The organism is Maribellus sediminis (genome assembly GCF_011799805.1).
In the GTDB taxonomy this organism is placed as follows: Bacteria; Bacteroidota; Bacteroidia; order Bacteroidales; family Prolixibacteraceae; genus Draconibacterium; species Draconibacterium sediminis_A.
Genome location: NZ_WXUB01000001.1, coordinates 1 through 22,108 on the forward strand (window position 1 = coordinate 1; position 22,108 = coordinate 22,108).

Below are 22,108 nucleotides of genomic sequence, written 5' to 3' on the forward strand. Positions count from 1 at the left end.
CCCTACCGGTAATTGTATGGAATCAGGATACCAGGCATAAGCCTCACTACAGTTGTCGAAGACAGGAGGCAGCTCAAGGCTGGAGCTTAATGCATAACACTGACCTGGTTCTGTTTGAGCTTCAATTACAGCTGCGTAAATATCAATAAACGGAGCTTCGTTGTCGATTACAGTAACCTGTACCGGGTAATCTGCACTGTTCCCGTGAATATCTTCCACATGGAGGTTTATCCAGTTCTCACCAACAGGTATCTCAGGACCATCAGTATAATAAGCAGTACTGATACCACAATTATCCCATAACTCAGGAAGCGGGATGTTATTAATAAAGGCAGAACACATTCCGGGCTCGGTAAAAGCAACGATTGCTGAATCAGTTAGTATAACAGGTATAAAAGTATCAATCACGGATAGATTTTGAATGGCACTAGCAACTATAATGTCATTCTCATCAACAACAGACCATTCAATCACATACTCCCCAACAGAATAAATTACCTCCAAGTTATTTATTACCCTGTAATCGCAATTATTTATTATTTCAGGTTGGTGAATCTCTGGCGAAACATTACAAGAGTCTTTTGTCACATATGAAACAATTGGGACTGGTTCGACAATATAAACAGGTTCATGAACAGGATTAACAATAATAGGATAGCTGTACAGAGTAAGTTCGTTAGCCAAAGTGTTGGTTACCTGACAAGTATAAGCTCCTGAATCCTGCATTGATAAATTTGGAATTAACAATGAATCTGTAATAAGCGTATCCGAGACTGGAATGCCATCTTTGAACCACTGATATTTATTATAATTGCCTCCGACAGGCATAGTTAATATTACTTCTGAACACAGAGTGAATGTGGTGTCAGTATATTGACCAATCATCCGTTGAGGTGAATATCTACAATATTCATTTGCTACCCCAATGTTTGATTCAATATCCTCAAAAGTAAAATTATTCCAAGCTAGTAAAAGATGATTCAGATTGAATAAGCTGTCCAATACTGGCATGCTTGTCAATGAGTTATTGTTAACATTAAACCAATACAGATTCTTCAAATTGTTAATTTCAGATGGAACTTCTCCAACAAAATGATTAGAATATAATTGTACAAATTCCAAGCTACGCATCATTCCAAGTTCATTTGGTATGGTACTTGAAAGATTATTCTCACATATAATTAATGTCCGAATTGCATCTAATTGCCCAATCTCAGGAGGTAAGTAACCTTCTAAATTGTTCGTGCATAAATAAAGTTCTGATACCCGGTTATTGTCAATTGTGACCCCATACCAAGAGCTCACAGGTCCTTCAAGCCAATTATCATTATTTATCCAATTGTCCCCATTTGTTGAATAATAAATGGCAACTAATGCTAATGAATCTTCGACATTAACCGGATTACTTATACATCCAGTTGTTAGATAATATCCATCTTGTTGTATCTGATTATAATCCCATTCAAAATATACTCCATTTTCGCTTAAGCATTGAATGGCAGGGCAACTTTCAACATCAAAATTATTTCCAATAAAATTAACTGTAACCAAATTAGGGATATTGCATAAACCAACCGGAATGGCCCCACTGAACTGATTATTAGCTAAACTTAAAATACCAAGGTTAATCAACATTTCAAATTCTTGAGGTAAAAATCCTGAGAGTTGATTGTCCGACAGATACAGCTCGTATAAATTAGATAGCTGACCTAAGGCAACTGGCAATGTGCCACTTAGCTGATTAGAGCCTAAAATTAATCTTTCGAGATTATTCAACAATCCTATTTCGTCTGGAATTTGCCCCGTTAACTGATTTCCATTTAAATTTAAAGTTTGCAAATTTTCCAGTTGTCCGAATTCAATAGGAATTTGACCATTTAGGTTGCAATTATCGAGTGATAAAACATATAAATTCACTAATTGGCCCAATTCTAGAGGGATGGATCCTGAAATTTGGGTATTACCTAAATTTAAATAATTCAAATTAGTGAGCAATCCAAGTTCAGGAGGTATAAAACCAGAAATACTATTGCTACTTAAATACATTTCCCGCAAATTGGTTAACTGACCAATTTCAGGAGGTAAAGATCCTTGCAAATTATTGCTCGAGAGTTGAATACTTGTAACTCTCCCATTTTCAGTATAAACACCAAACCAGGATTCGATAGGACCTGTAAGCCAATTAGTATTATTTGTCCAATTTGGTCCATCTGTTGCATTATACAACGCAACTAATGCAAGTGAGTCCTGTATCTGAGATAGTGAAGAATTCTCCGCTTGTGTTATCGGGATTAAAGTATTAGTATCACAACCTGAAGCATATATTTCACCGGTCAAGGGATAAGGATATGGATTCTGAGGTACTGTAAAGAAAACCACTCCCAAAGTATTACCTCCGGGACCAGTATATCCTTGTGCTAATGTATCCTCTCCCAATATTACATGCCAGTACAAATCTTCATCATGAGATTGTAAGCCAAGATCGTAAGATCCTTCTTGATATGGTAAAGGATTTGGACTATTCCAATAAATTGTCAAGTTACAAGGTTCTTCATAGGTCGAGTCTATTACAAAGTTTGCAATTAGTTCTTTATTAGAATCCAAAACAAATGAATACTCTTGTTCTTTGCTTACTGTATTTCCATCTACAGTCCATTCGCTAAAGAACCACCCAGGATTAGGATATGCATTAACAGTTATAATATCTCCCTGCCAATTTGTTCCATCTCCTGAAGTATAACCGGCTTCCAAAGGATTTGCATAGGTTGTAACCTGAAATACTATAATTGGGATACCAAATGTTTGTGTTGCAATTAATTTTTGCCCACAGGTATCGGAGATGGTAAACGTCCGGGTAACCGGAATATAATTTTGTCCGCTATATGGATCATACTGTGTGTAAGTCTCCAGATTGTCAAAGTATGATATTGAAGCCACTCCGCAATCAAGGCTAAAATCCCCACCTTCAAAAAGGAATTGCTCAAGTATTATATAAGATGTATCGATTGAATACGGCAGATTGGTAACTCCATAGATTGAATCATTTAAACTCTCTACGACGATATATTCATCAAAATTTCTGTCGGCTGGTGCAATCACAAAATTATTTGATACGCCATCATTACAATCGTTAATTAGTGAATAACCGGATTGCTGAACTTGTGCAGGATCGCCCCAAAATTCAACATTCTTATCCAAAAGACACTGTATGGCCGCACAACTTTGGGTATTAAAGTTATTTCCCTGAAGATTAATATACCTAATGCCAGTGTTACAGATTTCTATTGGAAGTCCTCCTTCAAAATTTGCATCTTCAATATTAAATCCTTCAAGTTCATTAAGGTTACCAACTTCTGAAGTTATTGGACCAGAAATATTATTCCCACTTAAATATAACCAACGTAATCCCGTCAGATTATAAAATTCTGGTGGTATTTCTCCATTCAAATTGTTCCATTGTAAATAAAGATTTCTCACACGACCATCATAAATTTCAACTCCTTGCCACATCGAAAGCGGATATTCGGATAACCAAAATTTATTGTTATTCCAGCTCTCACCACCAGTCGCCAAATAAAGAGCAACAAGTGCCAGTGAATCTTGTATGGCTACATATTCCCCTTTGGGAATAAATCCACAATACTCAAACAATGAGTTGCCATCACGCTGTGTCTGTGATGCATCCCCGTTAAAGGTTACTCCTAGATCCGACAAACATTGAATCGTAGCACAGCTGGATGAATCCAAATAATTAGCGGTAAAATCAACATATCGGATAGGAGTGGAACACACGTCAGAAGGTACATGGGTTAAATAGTTATATCCTAGGTAGAGTGATTCAAGGTTACCAAGATTACCAATTTCAGGAGGTAATTCTCCATCTATGCTTGTTGAACTAATATTAAGATTATATAGTTCGGTCAAATTTCCAATTAAGGGTGAGATCTGACCACCAAGTCCTTCTCCACATAGATTCAGGTATCTCAATCCGGTTAAATCATAAAATTCATCAGGTAGTGAACCACTAAAGTTTTCCCAGCAACGATCTAAATATCTAACCCGACCATCATAAACATTCACACCTTGCCAGGTTGAAACCGGCCATTCTGTTAACCAATGTTCCTGATATTGCCAGTTTTCTCCACCAGTTGCATAGTACAATGCAACCAGAGCTAATGAATCTTGTAGAGCAACAGGCTCTCCAGGAGGAATAAAGCCGCACCATTCAAACAATGAGCTACCATCACGTTGTGTTTGGGCAGCATCATTTTCAAAAGTTACTCCTTTATCTACCAAACATTGAACAGCAGCACAACTTGCAGAATCGAGAGAATTTCCAGCGAAGTCAACTCGTTGGACTGGCGTTGAACAAATTTCAGGAGATAACAATGAAAGATTATTGTACCTTAACACAAATGATTCCAAGTTAGTTAGATTCCCAACTTCTGCAGGGACGGAACCATCAATCTGCGTATTTTGGATATAAACACTAATCAACTCAGTAAAATTTCCAATTAGCGGTGAGATCTGACCACCAAGTCCTTCTCCGCATAGATTGAGATATCTTAATCCAGTTAGATCATAAAACTCTTCAGGTAGTGAACCGCTAAAATTTTCCCAGCAACGATCTAAGTTTCTAACCCGACCATCATAAACATACACACCCTGCCAGGTTGAAACCGGCCATTCAGTTAACCAATGCTCCTGATATTGCCAGTTTTCTCCACCGGTCGCATTATATAAAGCAACCAGCGCTAATGAATCTTGCAAAGCAACTGGTTCTCCGGGTGGAATTATACCACATCCTTCAAAAATTGAAAATCCGTTTCTTTGTTGTTGAAGCACATCTCCTTCAAAAGATACATTATTGTCGACAAAACATTGTAAGGCTGCACAACTTGAAGCATCCAGGTAATTCCAACTTAGGTTGACTGTGTTTAATGAATTAATATTGCAAATAGAAGAAGGAATAGTACTAAAATAATTATAGCCAATATTGAATGTTAGCAGGCTGGTCAGGTTTTCAATTTCAGTTGGAATAGGACCACTTAATTGAGTTGAGTTAATTGTTAATGATACCAGGTTGGTTAGATTTCCAATCAGAGGCGAAATCTCTCCATTTAAACCTTCTCCACAGAATGTGATTTTCCGTAATCCTGTAAGTGTATAAAATTCATCTGGAATAGAGCCATTAAAGTTCTCCCAGCACAAGTTGATTTCGCCAACTCTTCCATTGAATACTCTGACACCTGCCCACTCTGATACCGGAGCATTTGTTAACCAGTTGTAATTATTGTTCCAGTTTTCACCACCTGTAGCATTATATAACGCAACCAATGCCAGAGAGTCCTGGTTTTCTATCAAAACTCCTGCAGGAATTATACCGCATTCATCAACCGGAGAAAATCCATTGTTTTGAATTTGAGAGGCATCTCCATCAAAATATGCGCCATTAGAAGCCAGACATTGGAAAGCAGAACAACTTAAAGAATCAAAATTATTGTAAGCTAAATTGACATACTCAAATGGAGCATTGCATATACCCTCCTGAATGAATGTAAAGTTATTGCCCTCAATATTCATGTAACGCAGGTTATTGCAGTTTCCCATTTCTGAGGGCAACTCTCCTGCCATTTGTGTGTATCTGATGCTAAAATTGTAAAGGTCAGCGAGGTTCCCGAATTGAGGTAAGATAGGTCCGCTTAAGCTGTCGTAACCAAATTCAAAATATCGCAAGCCTGTTAGATCATAAAATTCAACTGGAAGATTTCCGTTTAAGTTATTATCCCACATTTGTAACTCTCTTACTCTTCCATCATACACATTAACTCCTTCCCAGATGGACACAGGATATTCTGAAAGCCAATATTTCTGTCTGTACCAGTTACTGCCATTTGTTGAGTTATATAAAGCAACTAATGCTAGGGAATCTTGAGCTGGAACAGGATCACCAGAAGGAATAATTCCGCATCCCTCAATATAATTGAATCCACTTTTCTGTTCCTGGTATTTGTCACCATTAAATTGTACACCTTTTTCGACCAGACACTGGAAAGCAGCACAGCTTGAAGTATCCAGATTATTGTAACTTAAATCGATGTATTGAATTGAGGTATTGCAGATTTCCAAAGGAATAGACTCTAAGTCATTATACCCTATATACATTGATTCCAGGTCTTTGCAGTATTCTATTTCAGGTGGTATACTTCCGGAAATATTCGTAGAACTCAAATTTATATAGCGCAATTCTGTTAAATTGCCTATTAGAGAAGATATTTCGCCACTAAGTCCTTCTCCACAAATATTGATTTCCCAAATTCCGGTAAGATTATAAAACTCATCCGGAATTTCTCCATCGAAGTTTTCCCAGCACTTATTTATTGCACGAACACGTCCCTGGTCTACCCATACACCTTCCCATGTATCAATTGGACTAGATGTAAGCCAATTCTGTTTTGAATACCAGTTAACACCACCTGAAGCATAATAAAAGGCGACTAACGCAAGGGAATCTTTTTGTAAGTCGGATAACTCCGGCTCTTGAATTAATGTGTCCTGGTTAAAATTAACCGTGAAATAATGGGAAGTATCAGCAATAAAATAAATAGTAGAATCATAACTTATTTCATTTCCATTTTCCATCCAGCTCATGAATTCATAACCTGGATTGGCAATGGCTTGTAATACAGCAGTATCGCCATATGCATAGTTATTTTCGCCGATAACATAGCCTGTTCCGAGTGGATTGATCACCCAGTTTATTTCGATTATGGTCGGCAACGTGAAAATTTGCACGGCAGTATCAGCATGTCCACAGGTATCACTAACTATAAATGTTCTGCTAAAAATGGTGGTCTCAATATTTTCTTCAACAATATCATAATACTCAATCGACTGAATATCACAATTTGAAGTTATTGTACCGCCTTCATCAGTAAAATCTATGATTGTAATTTGTGTCGGGGATTCGGAATACGGAAGATTTGTAAGATCTAAAGTTGAATCATTTATATTTATAGGAGAACAAGGAACTTCCACCACTGCTGAAGGTGGAGTAACAATAGAGATTGTTGCTGAGTCGTCAGGAATTGTGTCTGAGACAAACTGCGCAAATAAATCAGTAGTTGAAGTAACATGAAGTGTAAAAGACGCATCAGATGATATTACTGAATCAAAAGCTGACCAATATTCAAACTTCCAACCAGGATAACTAAATGCTTCAACTTGTATATTTTCACCAACAGCTACAATGACACTGTCGATATTGGCATAGCCGGCGTAAGAAGGTTTCATTATTGTTATTATACATGCTGATTCGGCATATCTCCATGTAATGCTTTGTGTAAGGGTAATCATTGTTCCAAGGGAATCCTCCAAAAAAAACATTCGAGACAATACATTGTAACCGGAGTCTAACACCAAACTATCGCTATAAGTAATTGTTTTTACACCAAAATTGTAGGCTACTACTCCGCCTTCCGCAATGAATTGATTTAAAGTTATTTCTGGCGATAAATACGTGTAAGGCAAGTAAGTTATTCCATAAATGGAATCATGAATATTTTGTATCAATATAGGCTCGTCGACAAATTTATTCGGAGGTGCAACTGTAGTTTGAGATACTGTATCTTCATTTACAATCACAGTAATTGGATAGCTTTTCAGGACTAATCCAGGAACTGAATCATTTTCAACCTCATAAGAATACACTCCGGAATCATTGAAAGATATGTCTGGAACTATTAAGATTCCACTTCTACTGGTATCCTGTTCTCCGTTAGGTTTGAACCATACATAACGATTGTAATTTCCCCCACACTGGGCTTGAAGTATCAATGAGTCTCCTACGGTTCTATTGATTGTTTTTGATGTGTCGATGGAATCTTGCGGTGAATATTTTAATAATCCGTCTATTCCATTCGGGGCTGATTCCATATGGATAGATGTATTACTCTCAAGATCCTCAAAAGTTAAACGATTATTATAAACCTCTAACCAATACAAACGGGAAAGATTGGACAAATTGGGTAACCCAGTAAATAAATTATCTGCAAATCTGATATCTTCAATATTATCCATATCACCTAATGAAATTGGGATTTCACCTTCCAGTTGGTTCCTGTCTAAATAAAAGTATTTCAGGCTGTCAAGATTACCAATTAAATCCGGGATGTTTCCGGATAATTGGTTTCCTCCCAATCTTAGTTCCTCTAAACCAGAAATGTTACATAATTCTTCAGGAATGGATCCTGTTAGATTATTATCGTTGAAATCCAGTTCTTTCAATTGACTCATATTTCCAATTTCAGAAGGTATTTCTCCAGATAATTTGTTGAGACAAAGTACCAAATGTTCTAAATTGGTTAGATTTCCAATTTCGGAAGGTATTAAACCACTTAAGTTATTCGAGTCCAAATCTAAACGAATCAAATTAGTTAAATTGCCAATTTCTGCCGGGATTCTCCCCGTCAAATTATTTCCATATAGCTCAAGCCGCTCTAAACCAGTCAGATATCCTATTTCTATTGGTAACTCTCCACTCAAATTATTAAATGGAAGTTCAATTCGAGAGATTCTATTTGTCACAGAAGAAGTATCAATTCCAATCCAAGAATCAATAGGTCCCTCTAACCAATTTTCATTGGCCATCCAGTTAGGTCCATCCGTTGCATTATACAAGGCCACTAAAGCCATGGAATCGGTTTGGAGGTTATAGACCATTGTGTCGTTAACACAATCGTTTATTAATGAAAAACCTGATTGTTGGATCTGATCGGGATCAACATACTCGAATTTTACTCCATTATCTTTTAAGCATTGAATCGTTGGACAACTTTGAGAATCGAAATTATTATTAGAAAAATTAATTGATACAAGTCGAGGAAGATTACATAGCCCACTGGGGATAATACCTGAAAAATCATTGTTTTCCAAATACATGTATGACAAATTAGACAATTGTCCCATTTCGGGTGGTAAAGTTCCAATTAACTGATTATTATCTAAAGTCAAACCTGTTAACTCTAGCAAATTACCTATTTCTGATGTCAAGGTCCCCGATAGATTATTATCATCCAACTGTAAAACTCGTAAATTTGTTCTGCTGTAGATCGTTGCTGGTATTTCTCCTGTAAATTCATTTTCTCCAAGTTGTACATCCGTAAGAGTTGGAATATTGAAAAGTTCTTCTGGAATTTCACCCGACAAGTTATTTCTAAATAAAGAAAGATGTTTTAATTGACTCAAATTAGAAATACTCTGTGGTATTTCACCTTCAAGTTGGCACATATGTATAAAGAGGTATTCTAATGAATCCAGATTCCCAATATCAGAAGGAATAGTTCCAGAAATTAAGTTTCTACCTAAAGATAATTCTTTAAGATTTGTCAAATTTCCAATCTCAGCAGGAATGGTGCCATATAAGTTATTGTTATATAAATTAACATTGTTTACTCTGTTATTTTCAATCGTAACGCCATTCCAGGTATCAATTAACCCAGTTAGCCAGTTATCATTATTTGTCCAATTCGGTCCATCCATCGCATTGTACAATGCCACTAAAGCTATGGAATCGGTTCGCAGGTTATAGGCTTCTGTATCGTCAACACAGCCATTTGTTAACGAGAACCCCGACTGTTGAATTTGTAAAGAATCATACCAAGAAACTACATGATTATCTAATAGACACCGAATCGTCGGACAACTCTGAGAATCAAAATTGTTTCCTCCCAATTCCAGATATTCAAGTGATTGCAAATAACAAAGCTCAGCAGGTAGCGGATCTGATAAATTATTGTTTTCTAGTGAAATATTTCTAATGTTACCTAATTGGCCAAATTCTGCTGGTATGCCACCGTTCAATTGATTCCCTCCAAGATGCATGGTAATTAATTGAGAGAAATTTCCCATGCTTATTGGAATGTTACCTGTAAGATTATTCCATCCCAAATACAATTCGGTCAAATGAGTGAGATTCCCAATTTCATCCGGTATTTCCCCGTCCAGACTTCCATATAAATACAATGATTCAAGATTTGTCAGATTTCCGATATTAGGAGATATTGTGCCTGTTAAGTTGGCCGCAAGGGCAAGGCGTTTCAAAGAGGATAAGCTCCAGATTGTTTCAGGAATAGGTCCCGTTAGACCTGTATTCCACAATTTGAGTTCTTCTATATTGACAAGGCTTCCCAAAGAGGAAGGATAATTTCCGGTCAGGCTCGCGTCTCTGATTATTAGAACTCTCAGTTTTGTCAAACCAGGTATGAAGGTGGGGAATAGCCCCTGAATGTTGTTATATTCCAGATCGAGCGTTTGTAACTCTGTAAGGTTAGCCATTTCTGGAGGTAAAATCCCATTGAGATTATTTCCACGAATTATATTATCAATATTTCCAAATTTAATATGAGTAACTCTCTCATTTGCAACAGTTATTCCCCACCAGCTTTCAAGTGGACCAGCAAGCCAGTTGTCCTTGTGATCCCAATTCGGGCCATCAGTAGCATGATATAAAGCAACTAAGGCGAGAGAATCCTTTTGCAAATCAGTTAGAATTGGTTCATTGATAGTTGTATCCTGATAAAACAGAGCAGTGAATGCATGTGTTGTGTCAACTGTGTAAAAATAAGCAGTATCGGTTGAAACTAATTGATTGTTTTCGTACCATCCCTGAAATATCCAGCCAGGATTTGGTGTAGCTTCAATGTAGGCTGTTTCTCCAAACGGACGAATGCTGTCACCATAAACTGTTCCACCCTCTTCCGGAGAAGCATATTTATACACATAGAATCCATGCACTGTAAAATATTGGTTTGCGCTGAACTGGTTAAAACAAGTGTCCATTGCGCCATAAAAACGCTCAACTATTGAATATGTGTCGAAAGTATAAATTGAGTCAACATACCAAATATCGTGAACAGGACAATCTAATGAAATTTCACCACCTTCTGATACAAATTGTTCATATGAAATTGTTTCAGCCTTTAAAACTATAGGCAAACTTGTTAAATTGACTGGATGTTCGTTAATCAAATATGGATTCCAGCCTCCATTTACAATTTTATCGGGGGGAGCCAAAAAAATATCGACTGCAGTTTTTGGTGCTCTAGTATCATTTGCAAAACTAAGTTGAGTTAATAACAGCATGATAACTGTCACAAACATTTGAGACGTTTTCATAATATTGGTTGTTTTGGTTTATGTCTTATTCTTTAATATTGGGTGCAATAAAATTATTACTAGCAAATCGGATGCATTGCTTATGATTTTACTTTACACTTACCCGTATGATAAATTGAAAATTGGTGCTTGAAATGTGTTGTTTTAATGTGTGTTAATATTTTATCTTTTGTTGGCTTCAAATTAATAAATGTATTTAACAAAATGAACAATAGTCATTAATTTAGAATTTATATAAACTATTATTCAGTTAATAATGAGAATCAAAAGATGAAGTATTTTTTGAATTATTATCATTTCAAATGTTGTCAATAAGCCTAAAAATATCTCTATCAGTAAAGCAATTTCTCAAAATGAATCAAACATCGAGTATTTCCTAAAGTAGATATAACCTAGACGTACTTTATGTCAAGAAACATTCTCATTTTTTCCTTTGTATGCTCTTTATTTTCCTTACATAAGAATGTTCTGAAATTAATAGAGAGTAAGGATTTCAATAGTTATTTTTAGGAAAAGGTATTTCAATTCATGGCAAATGGATATAAAACTGGAGGCAGAAAGAAAGGTACGCCAAATAAAGTGACAGGTACCGTTCGTGAGATGATTACCAAATCAATTTCAAAGGAATTGGAGTCATTACCGGTATTATTCAGTCAATTGGAGCCAAAAGAAAAAATGGATGCCCTAATCAAACTGATGCCTTATATTATTCCAAAAGCAGAAGTTTTAGCTGAAGATAGTTCTTCTCAACCAATGAAGCATGAAGATTTTGTTCAGAAAATCAGGAGAAAGATTGAAGAGATAAATCTTTCAAAAAGGGATACCGCAAGTTCAATTTCGTAGTTTTTGTATCCCATTTGTATCTCATAAAATAAAAAAGCCTGACTATCAGTGGATAATCAGGCTTTGCTTGTACCCGGGGCGGGAATCGAACCACGCCCGTAATACACTTATAATCAATGTGTTATTTTAATGTAAATCGTGAGGTCTCGTTTTTGTCTCTCACTGGTTCATTTTCAATATTTTATCGTTTAAAAATACGAAATTGTAACCACTTCTTCAAATGTTGATTAATTCCCACGGATGTAGATGAAGAATACCTTCATAGTTCGAATATTTCATATCATCAAGAGAAACAACATACTTTTCATAGTTATCTTTTATCTGTAAAAGGTTGCCAAATTCCCTGTTTATAACATTTTCGTTGTTTAATAAATAGGCTACCTGAATATAAATTATCCTATCAGCCTTTTGGGCAATAAAATCAATCTCAAGATTATTTAATACTCCAACCTGCACTTCATATCCCAAACGTTTTAGTTGCAGATAAACGTAATTTTCAAGGTTATATCCGACATCTGTCGGTAAAAATCCAAACAAGAAATTTTTAAAAGCTAAATCATTCAGATAATATTTACAGGCACCTCCGAGTACTTGTTTCCCTCGCAAATTAAAACGATCTGCCTGATGAAAAATAAAGGCATCAGTTAAATACTGCACATAACTTGAAACAGTTTCGTAATTTGTTTTTTTCTGTTTGCTTTTAAAATAATTGATAATATTACTTATCGCTGTCAGGTTTCCGATATTTACCGCAAGGAACTTAAATAGTTCTTCCAGTAATGGTAGATCCTTAATTTTATGTCTGTCCAGTATATCGCGTAAAATGACAGTATTTTTTAAACTGGCTATGTAATTACGTTTAAGTTCTTCTGAATTAAGATGAAACAATTCAGGTAAACCTCCGGTTTTAAGATATTCAAGAAAACTTTCCTTTCCCAGAGTTAATTCCTTTACATCCAAAAATTCGGAGTAATCAAAAGGTAAAATCTCAAATTCAACATATCTACCTGATAGTAATGTTGCTAATTCTCCTGATAATAAAGTAGAGTTTGAGCCGGAAACAAATAGCTCGTATTCCTGTGTAAAATCCTGAGAATATGAATTAACAAAGGTTTCCCATCCTTCAATATTTTGCACTTCATCAAGAAATATATAGATTTTTCCTTCTACCTGTAGTTGTTTTCGATAAAAGGAAAACAATTCATCTAAGTCAGTAGCTTCTTGTATTTCATCAAATGCAATAAATTCCTTATTTAAAAAGAACAAATTCTTTGGATCAACATTCTTATTCGTAATGAGGTAATTCATTATTTGTCGTAATAGATAACTCTTTCCGGATCGACGTTGACCTACCAGTACTTTTACTAAACGAGTATCCAAAAATCCAGTTATTTTTTCAAGATATGGCTTACGCTCATAACCGATCTGTATTATTTGTCCTTCCCAGGCATTATATCTTTTTGTTTTCTCAAATATATTTGCAATTTTATCAGCCATATTTGAATTTATTTTGATTTGGTGTATTTTTTCAAATATACTTGAATTTTATATATTTATTTAGATATTTTCAGACTTATTTGAATTATTGTTTTGAAATTATATCTATTTGACCTTTACTGTCTATTCAATTCGACACATTAGCAATATTTTTGTCGATCCTAATCGACACTTTTATATCTAAATTGGCGCACAAGCTATAAAAATCACTTTTGTTGCCCCAATATGGTCAGTTCAGACGATACAAACCTATACATTGATATAAGCAACCTGTTTGCATTTTCTAGATACACTTCATTTTCGAAGGACTTTTGGTATCATTGAAAAGAAGAATATTCCCATTTTCATTCATTTCCCAAAGCTATCCTTAATCCCAAATCGTAAACACCGGCTCTTTCCAATTCAAGCATTAGACAAAAGGAAACGGAATAAATGGACTGAAAGATTGCGCCGGAGGACAGTAAATTGGCAAGTGTTTTTCCAATGCTTTGATGCCAAGTCTCCTTTCGAAGTATGAGAAGGGTGTCTTGGCAGCAAAGAATACAAACAATTCCAAAACTCTTGTCAATTTGCTGGCTGCGTTTATGCCGTAAGCTTTTGACGTTTGCCTGAATTGAAATTAATTTGTTGAAGATTTGGGAAACCCGCTTGTATGTAATTTACATCCTGTAACCCCTGCTTTTTTTCTTCGGTGGTTTTATTCTCTGGTACGGTTCCTTCTTTCGCTGTCTTTCTGCATCCTTCTCTGCCTGAAGAAGCCCGTCTCTGATTAATTGTTGAAAGTCATACTCGTGGGATGGATTTTGTATGACCTTAAAATATTCCTGTAATTTGTTCTGATCCAATCGGTACTTTATTTTGGAGTAGCTAAACTGCCTGTCAACTTTTGAACCATTAAATCTCAGATTGTTTTTGGTAAACGAAATCCCCTGAACAACATTTGTATTCCCCCTGTATTTGTAGTTTATTGTTATCCCCTCTTTGTTCAGTTTAGCTTCCAGTTCATCCATATCTTTGCATTGGGGAATAAGTTCTTTAAGGCAGTAATAAATCTCATATTTTGTTTTGTCTGGTTCTTTCAGCCGGTGAACGTTTACATTTTCTTTTCCCTTGGCAAAATACAAGTCATTCTTTCGTGTAAGCTCTTTACAGATCTTTTCACTACGGTAACGATCGTTTTTATTGGATATCGTTTTCCCCTGGTTGTTTACCCTGTTAAAAACAATGTGAATATGAGGATGCTCCTTATCGTAATGCCGGGCTATTATAAACTGGGTATATATGATTCCCATTCTGTTCAGGTAATCATCCGCAATTTTCAGAAGAAATACGCTACTAAGCTTTGCTTTATCCTGAACGGAGAAATCCAGGGAAATATGACCTACCGGTTTGCTTACCCGCGAATTGAGTTCTGTTTGGGCGACAAAACTTTTTGTAATCGAATTCGTGTTTTTCAAACGTACGCCCTCTCCGATTAACAATTCAGCTGCTTTTTTTGGATCAAGGATATAATTTACTGCACCGGCAAAGTCTCCACCTGTTGTTATCTTGGCGATCATAGCATTTTGTTTATGATTCGGTCAATTTTACGCGCAAGAAACAGGTATTCGCTACGAACGTGATCGTACCCTATGGCATTGGCTTTACGTGCAATCTGATTGAGGTTATTGGCCATTCCTGTAAGTTTTCTTATCTCAGCATTCAGTTCGGGTGTCAGGCGTTGAACAACCGTTGTATTCATAATTGAACGCCTGAGGAACTCACTTTGTGAAATCCCGGCTTCTGTTGATTTGCCAATTAGGCAGTAATATTCTACAGTCGACATTTTTACCGTTACCTTATATTTCATCTTCTCACCATCCAATTTTCGTGGACGGCCACCTTTGTTAAATTGCACCATATTTTATTACCATTTTTTAGACCAACGGGATGCTAAATAGGAGTTTTGGTCTTACCAAAACATAAACTTGCTATCCTACCTCGAAAGGGGTATTTTCATGAACATAAAGATAAAAAACAGAATAGACAAAGAAAACACTAAACTAATTCAATATCAATCAATTGCTATTGAATTTCAAAATGTAGAATTGGATCATATACTTCCAAACAATATTGATTCTTTATCAGGTTTACTTATAAACAGTAGGGAAAAATATTTTAATCAGTTAACATTTGGAACTTTCGTTTCTTTTATGAATGTAATTAAATCAAAATCTCATTTATACAATAATTAGATCACTTCTCCGAAATAGTTTTACTAAAGCATAAAATACTATCTTATGGAAAAGAAAAATAACATGAATAGCATCAGATTTATTGATTCATTCCCGGATGAGAATAATATAGGGAGCATTTTCATTAAGTTAGGGAAAAGGAAGGAATTGTATACAAAACAAGGATGTAATTGAGGAAAAATTGGAGTAGGCAAACGATACACCTGTAAAGACAAATTGACCAAGTGAACCCAACCGGAAAAATGTCAAACTTTTGTTTGACTATTTTGAGGCTAGCTTGAAGTTTATGAATACAGAGATACACAAGAAAAAGCTTAAATTGAAGTAAGTGGAGGAATAGTATCTTTGATTCATTTAGCAGATTGGGTAGTACTAATATTTAATCAATAAATAGGTAGACATGGATTGGTCCCTTCCAAATATTCTAAGAATATATGTACCGCTAACAAAATTCAGGTTTTTGATCACTAACTCGTCCCCATCAATATTTTTAGTGAGAACGATGTTGCCGGTCATATCCAGAATCTCAATTTTGCTGTAATCTTCTGATGGTAATTCAACAACTAAGTGGTCATGAACAGGATTTGGATAAACCCGAATATCTTTTTCTGATAATTCCACAACAGATGTCGTAGTACAGGTATCTGCAATTGTAAGATTTAGCATTGCAATACTGTCACAACCAGCAATATTTGTAAATATCGACTGATAATCCCCGGATGCGGTATAGGTGTTTCCATTCCACTCGTAGTTATTGCATACAGCAACCGTGTCATGAGAATAACTTGGTTCCAATATATTCAGATTTAATATCACCACTGAGTCACATCCTACTGAGTTGGTCAAAGTATACGTGGCCGTGTTGTTACTTTCGGTATAGGTCACGCCGTCAATCCAGGTGTAGCTTTCGCATTCAGTGGCTACATCTGTTCCTGTTGTCGGTTCAAGGATGGTAAGATTTAGCGTTACGACGCTGTCACATCCGTTCTGATTTGTATACACAGTCTGGTATTGTCCCGAAGTGGTCAGCACATTTCCGTCGAACACATAACTGCCACAAGACGATGTGTTCATCGTTACACTGTCCGGCTTTGTGATGGTCAGGTTCAGTGTCACCACCGAATCACATCCTGCAGAACTGGTTAAGGTGTACGTTGCGGTATTATTACTTTCGGTGTAAGTAATTCCATCAATCCAGGTATAACTTTCACAGACTGAAATCACATCTGTCCCCATTGACGGTTTAAGAATTGTAAGGTTCAAAGTAACTACACTGTCGCATCCTGACTGATTTGTAAAAGTAGCCTGATATTGTCCTGAGCTAGTTAAAACGTTTCCATCAAACACATAGCTCTCGCAAGCCTCCTTATCTATTGTTACATTATCTGATTCCCCGATAGTGAAGTCTAAAGTAACTACTGAATCACACCCCTGTGCACTGGTTAAGGTGTACGTTGCGGTGTTATTGCTTTCGGTGTAGGTAATTCCATCAATCCATGTATAACTTTCACAGGCTGAAATCACATCGGTTGCCGTTAAATTTTCAAGGATGGTAAGGTTCAAAGTAACTACACTGTCGCATCCGTTCTGATTGGTAAAAGTTGCCTGGTACTGTCCCGAAGTGGTCAAAATGTTTCCATTAAAGGTATAGCTTTCGCAAGCTTCTTTATCTATTGTTACATTATCTGATTCCCCGATAGTGAGGTCTAAAGTAACTACTGAATCACACCCCTGTGCACTGGTTAAGGTGTACGTTGCGGTGTTATTGCTTTCGGTGTAGGTAATTCCATCAATCCATGTATAACTTTCACAGGTTGAAATTACATCGGTCCCGGTTAAAGTTTCAAGGATGGTAAGGTTCAAAGTAACAATCGAATCGCAACCCTCAGAATTTGTCAACGTGTAGGTTTCTGTGTTGTTGCTTTCGGTATAAGTGACACCGTCGATCCAGGTATAGCTTTCGCAAGCCGAAATCACATCTTCGCCATAGCTTGGTTCAAGAATCGTAAGGTTCAAGGTAACAAGTGAATCACAACCTTCGGCATTAACCAAAGTGTAGGTTGCGGTGTTGTTGCTTTCGGTATAGGTGATGCCATCTATCCAGGTGTATTCATTACATGCTGTTTGATAGTCAAAACTTGTTGGTGTGATAAACGTCCAACCCGATGTATTTCCCGAATCATCACTATTGTTTGCAATGAACGATGCACCTCCGGTTACCACAACGTTATTAATATGCCAATAATTCCCTTTTGCACTTCCACTCTCGGAATGGATATATGCAGGGTCTGAAGTATTTGATTCAATTGTAACCAAGTCATTACAACTGGTTCCATCAGCCAATTCTAAAGTATCAATTGTTTGGGTCAGTCCTCCGGGTAATTGAATGGTTGAAGCATTGGGAACACTCAATATTACAAATGTGTTTGAACCGTATAATGAAAAAGAACTACTACTGATACCTGTTAATTTGTAATAATTCAGACCACCAGGTATGCATTGGGATTGACCGCAAATAACTTCTGAGGTACCGGGATTGATTGTCATATTTGTAGCATCTTCAATAAACCAAAAACCAGCGCAGTTAATAGTTGAACTTCCCATGTTCCAAACCCTGTTATTGGGCTGATCAGAATTCAGGCTGAAGAATTCCATATCATAATCGTTTGTATTCAGGGTACCTTTAACGAAATGAAGATCTTTGTTTATACTACTCATTTTAAACTCTGAGGCCAAATTCCATTCACCGCTTCCGTCAAAATATACATTTTGATTGAGTAAATTTCCGCGTGTGTTGATCACATTCCCTGTTTCATCTGACTTGAAGTATAAATTTCCATTAAAGGAATGGTAAGTATATATGCCTGATATATCAAATGATCCGTAAACATTAAGATCTGAAGTACCCTCTATTCTTCCCCAACCACCTGTTCCGGAGAAATCAAAATTCCGGCAAGAGGCATCTTCATCAATGGTTACAGTTCCATTAATATTATCAAATGAATGCTCATCAAAAACCACATCGTCATAAAAATTGGGGATACATCCACCGTTCCCGGAGCCGCCACTGCTTAATGCCCAGTGATCGGGATCACTCCAGTTCCCATGATGCCCTACCCAGTAATAGGTGGTTGATGAAAGGGCATTAAAGATCCAACCATCATTGTTTCCCCCATCCACTCCATTATTGTCAATAAAAACAGCTCCACCGGAGGTGTGTATATCCTGTAGTTGTACATAATCAACTGAAAGGGTCCCTGATGCCTTGGTTATTGTAGCTTCCGAACCAGGGGTTTGCGATTGTATAACGGTAAGATTACTACAGGAACCTGTAGCTGATATCTTATCAATGGCAACAGAAATACCGGCTTCTAATGACAAGTTTAATCCCGGATTAATGTATAGTGAGTCTATGGAGGCATTCCCGTACATTTTCACCGTGCCGGAACCTGTCAACGATACGTAATGATAATTCTGAGATCCGGTATACAGGGTTGAGCCCGACAGCCGGATCGTTGCGGTGCTTGCATCTATGTTCAGATTGCTACTGTTGGAGAAAAGCCAGTTTTGTGCTGTGATCAGGGATGTGCCCAGGTTCAGGTTCCTGATACCGGAGCCTCCTCCGCCCATATTGCTATTCAGAGAAATCGTATGATCATTGGTATTCAATGTTCCGGTAGTCAAATATATTGACCGTAAAGAAAGGTCACTTTGAAGATCCCATTCACCGGATCCGACAAAATAAAATAATGCAGAAGTAATACTGTGTCCGTTCATATGGATGCTATTCCCGGCAACGTCAGAAGAGAAGTATATGCTTTTGTTTGCAATGACCGTCATGTCGGTTGCAGAGGCAAGAATCAACGAGCCGCCTATATGCAAATCGTAAGATGTAGCCTGTAAGGTAGGATTATTGGTCACTCCTGTCCAATCCATAGAATTGCAGGACGCTTCCGTATTAAACATTACAGTTTGAGAGGCAGCCGTAAAAGAATTAGCGTCAAAAAATACATTGTCACCTGAAGAAGGCGTGCAGGTACCATTCCCTGTACCGCCGCTACTTGTTGCCCAATGATTTGGGTCATCCCAGTCTCCGGAGCCGCCTACCCAGTAATAATCTGTTGAACCAGACGGTTCATTGATGATCCAGTTGGTCACATTCCCAAGATCAACACTGTTATTGGCTGTGAATGTAGCTCCGCCTGTGATTCCGATATCTTTGATGCTCAGGTATTCGTTGATAACGGTCCCGCTTTCTTTGGAAATATAAGCCTGGCTGCCCGGGGTATCAGACTGGATGGTTACATTTTGTGCACAGCTACCATTCACCATGAGATTATTTATCTGAGTGGTGCTTCCTGCTTCAAAGGTAACGCTTGCAACATTTTCAAACGAAAGATCATGAAATACTGGGGCATTAAATATTTCATAATTGCTCAGCCCTGCCACAGATTTAAAATGAACGTCGTAAAACTCCAAACCGATGGCATTAAACGTGTCATCTGTTATGTTAAAGGTTGATGTCCCTGCATCAAGATGAATCATATTCGAGAAGAAAAATCGTATATCATCGACATTGATGATGGAAGAACCAAGGTTCAGATAGACGACATCGGTAAAAGGAAAAACGGCCAGGGCATTAGTGTTAATATCATAATTGTTGGTATTTAGTGTACCATATCCAATTGAAATACCATTTTCTCCGGAAATATTCAGATCCGATTCCAACGTATAATCGCCATATCCATAGAAGTCAATAATACTGGCATTGAGGTTAATTCCCGCAAAATCAAGGGTATTACCTGCAACATCCGATATTAATTCAAGATTTCCTGTGAAGCTGGCAGTCATTCCGGGAATCAGCTTTATTGAACCATACACCCATAAATCGCTCGAGCCTGCCAGATCAGGTGCATTTGTCGTTCCTGTCCAGTCCAAATTTTTACATTCAGCTTCAGCATCAATGGTTACTATTTGGCCTGCAAGTGAAAATGAGTTCGCATCAAAAAACACGTCATCATCCTGAGTAGGAGGTGTGCTGTGGAAGGTTGATCCACCTGAGGTGGTTGCCCAATGCGAAACATCTGACCAGTTTCCGCCATTGCCTACCCAATAATGACCCGGAACAGGTTCAGATAAAGAAAATACCCTTGCTGCGCCTCCAGAACTATAAAAGACTGTGTTTTCGGGGCAGCCGACAACCAGGTTGCTTCCATCGGCGGTTAACGAAACATAACTACCAAAAATATATTTCGTCGATCCACCCCAAATGGTATCACCTACAATGTTCCAATTGGAGCCATCCCAGTCCAAAACCTGAACACAACCCTCTCCACTTATTGTTTCAGGATCAGCATGGTTCACATTGTATTCGTCTCCGATTGCAATTCTGTTACCATTTTCCGAAATATCTAAACCACTCCCAAAATGAGTACCACCTTTAGTACCATAAAGCGGGCCTCCTTTCAAATTCCAGTTCGTTCCATCATATTCATATATCCATACCGTATCGTCCCACTGGCTTGAATACGCCATGGTTCTGCCATCATCTGATAACCTGACAATATCACCGGCAGCTGCGTTTTTGGATGCATCAGTAAAGGTTGTTCCCAGAACAGACCAATTGCTGCCATCCCAGGTATAAACCGTTGCACTCCCTGCATTTTCGTATACCGCATCATCGGCCGAAGCGCCAATTACTATTGTATGTCCCAAATAATCGAAGTCGATGGACCGGCCAAAATTGGCCGCCGGACCCCATGATTCTATGTCGTTTCCCATCTGGTTCCAGGTTGAACCATCCCATTGATAAATTCGAACAACACCTTTGTTTCCTGAACCCAAAACTTCATCTTGATAACTTATTGCCAAAACATCACCCGACGCAGACATTGCCACATCCTGCCCACATTTGTCACCGGTATTGGCTCCAACAAAAGTGTTTCCTTTTTGTACCCATGATGCTCCGTCCCAACTCCAAACTTTAACAATCCCGGAGCCAGTAAGGTCAATTCCTCCACCGGCAATGGTCGTTCCGTCAGCACTCATCGAAATACTAAAACCAAATAACTCCTTACTTGCTCCTGCACCGGTTAAATCAGATCCCATTTGGTTCCAGACTGAGCCATCCCATGAAAAAACACGAACTGCACCTGCAAGATATGCGACCGAGCTTTCGCCCAGTATTCCAAAGGCCATAATCGAGCCATCGTCGCTTATCTCCACCTGGTATCCAAGACCTTGATTAGCTGCATCTCCAAAGAAATCATCACCTACCTGGTTCCAATCCTGGCCGTGTGATATCATTGTTATTAATGCTAATTGAAGAACGAGCAATGTCCTCTTCAAAATTCGCATAT

At 37.5% G+C, this 22,108-nt stretch carries 6 protein-coding genes; 1 reads left to right on the top strand and 5 read right to left on the bottom strand.

Annotation, left to right across the window (positions count from 1 at the left end):
- Window positions 1-11,175 (bottom strand): leucine-rich repeat domain-containing protein (locus HFD85_RS00005; RefSeq protein WP_167604557.1); only part of this gene is annotated, 11,175 nt, incomplete at its 3' end.
- Window positions 11,176-11,703: 528 nt separating this feature from the next.
- Between HFD85_RS00005 and HFD85_RS21680 the strand changes: the two genes are divergently transcribed.
- Window positions 11,704-12,018 (top strand): hypothetical protein, encoded by a 315-nt coding sequence (locus tag HFD85_RS21680; RefSeq protein ID WP_206081816.1) that lies wholly within the window; start codon window positions 11,704-11,706, stop codon window positions 12,016-12,018.
- Between the two features lie 216 nt (window positions 12,019-12,234).
- Here HFD85_RS21680 and HFD85_RS00015 read toward each other — a convergent pair whose 3' ends face one another.
- From HFD85_RS00015 to HFD85_RS00030, 4 genes are all read right to left on the bottom strand, one after another.
- Window positions 12,235-13,515 carry an ATP-binding protein gene (locus HFD85_RS00015; protein WP_206081817.1) on the bottom strand — a complete coding sequence of 427 codons (1,281 nt, stop codon included), beginning with the start codon at window positions 13,513-13,515 and terminating at the stop codon, window positions 12,235-12,237.
- A 659-nt stretch (window positions 13,516-14,174) separates the two neighbouring features.
- Window positions 14,175-15,074, bottom strand: coding sequence for a relaxase/mobilization nuclease domain-containing protein (locus tag HFD85_RS00020; RefSeq protein WP_167604558.1), 900 nt, complete (start codon window positions 15,072-15,074; stop codon window positions 14,175-14,177).
- Window positions 15,071-15,415, bottom strand: coding sequence for a MobC family plasmid mobilization relaxosome protein (locus HFD85_RS00025; protein WP_167604559.1), 345 nt, complete (start codon window positions 15,413-15,415; stop codon window positions 15,071-15,073). Before HFD85_RS00025 ends, HFD85_RS00020 begins: the two co-directional genes overlap by 4 nt.
- Before the next feature lie 706 nt (window positions 15,416-16,121).
- Window positions 16,122-22,055 (bottom strand): T9SS type A sorting domain-containing protein, encoded by a 5,934-nt coding sequence (locus tag HFD85_RS00030; protein ID WP_167604560.1) that lies wholly within the window; start codon window positions 22,053-22,055, stop codon window positions 16,122-16,124.
- Between the last annotated feature and the right edge of the window lie 53 nt (window positions 22,056-22,108).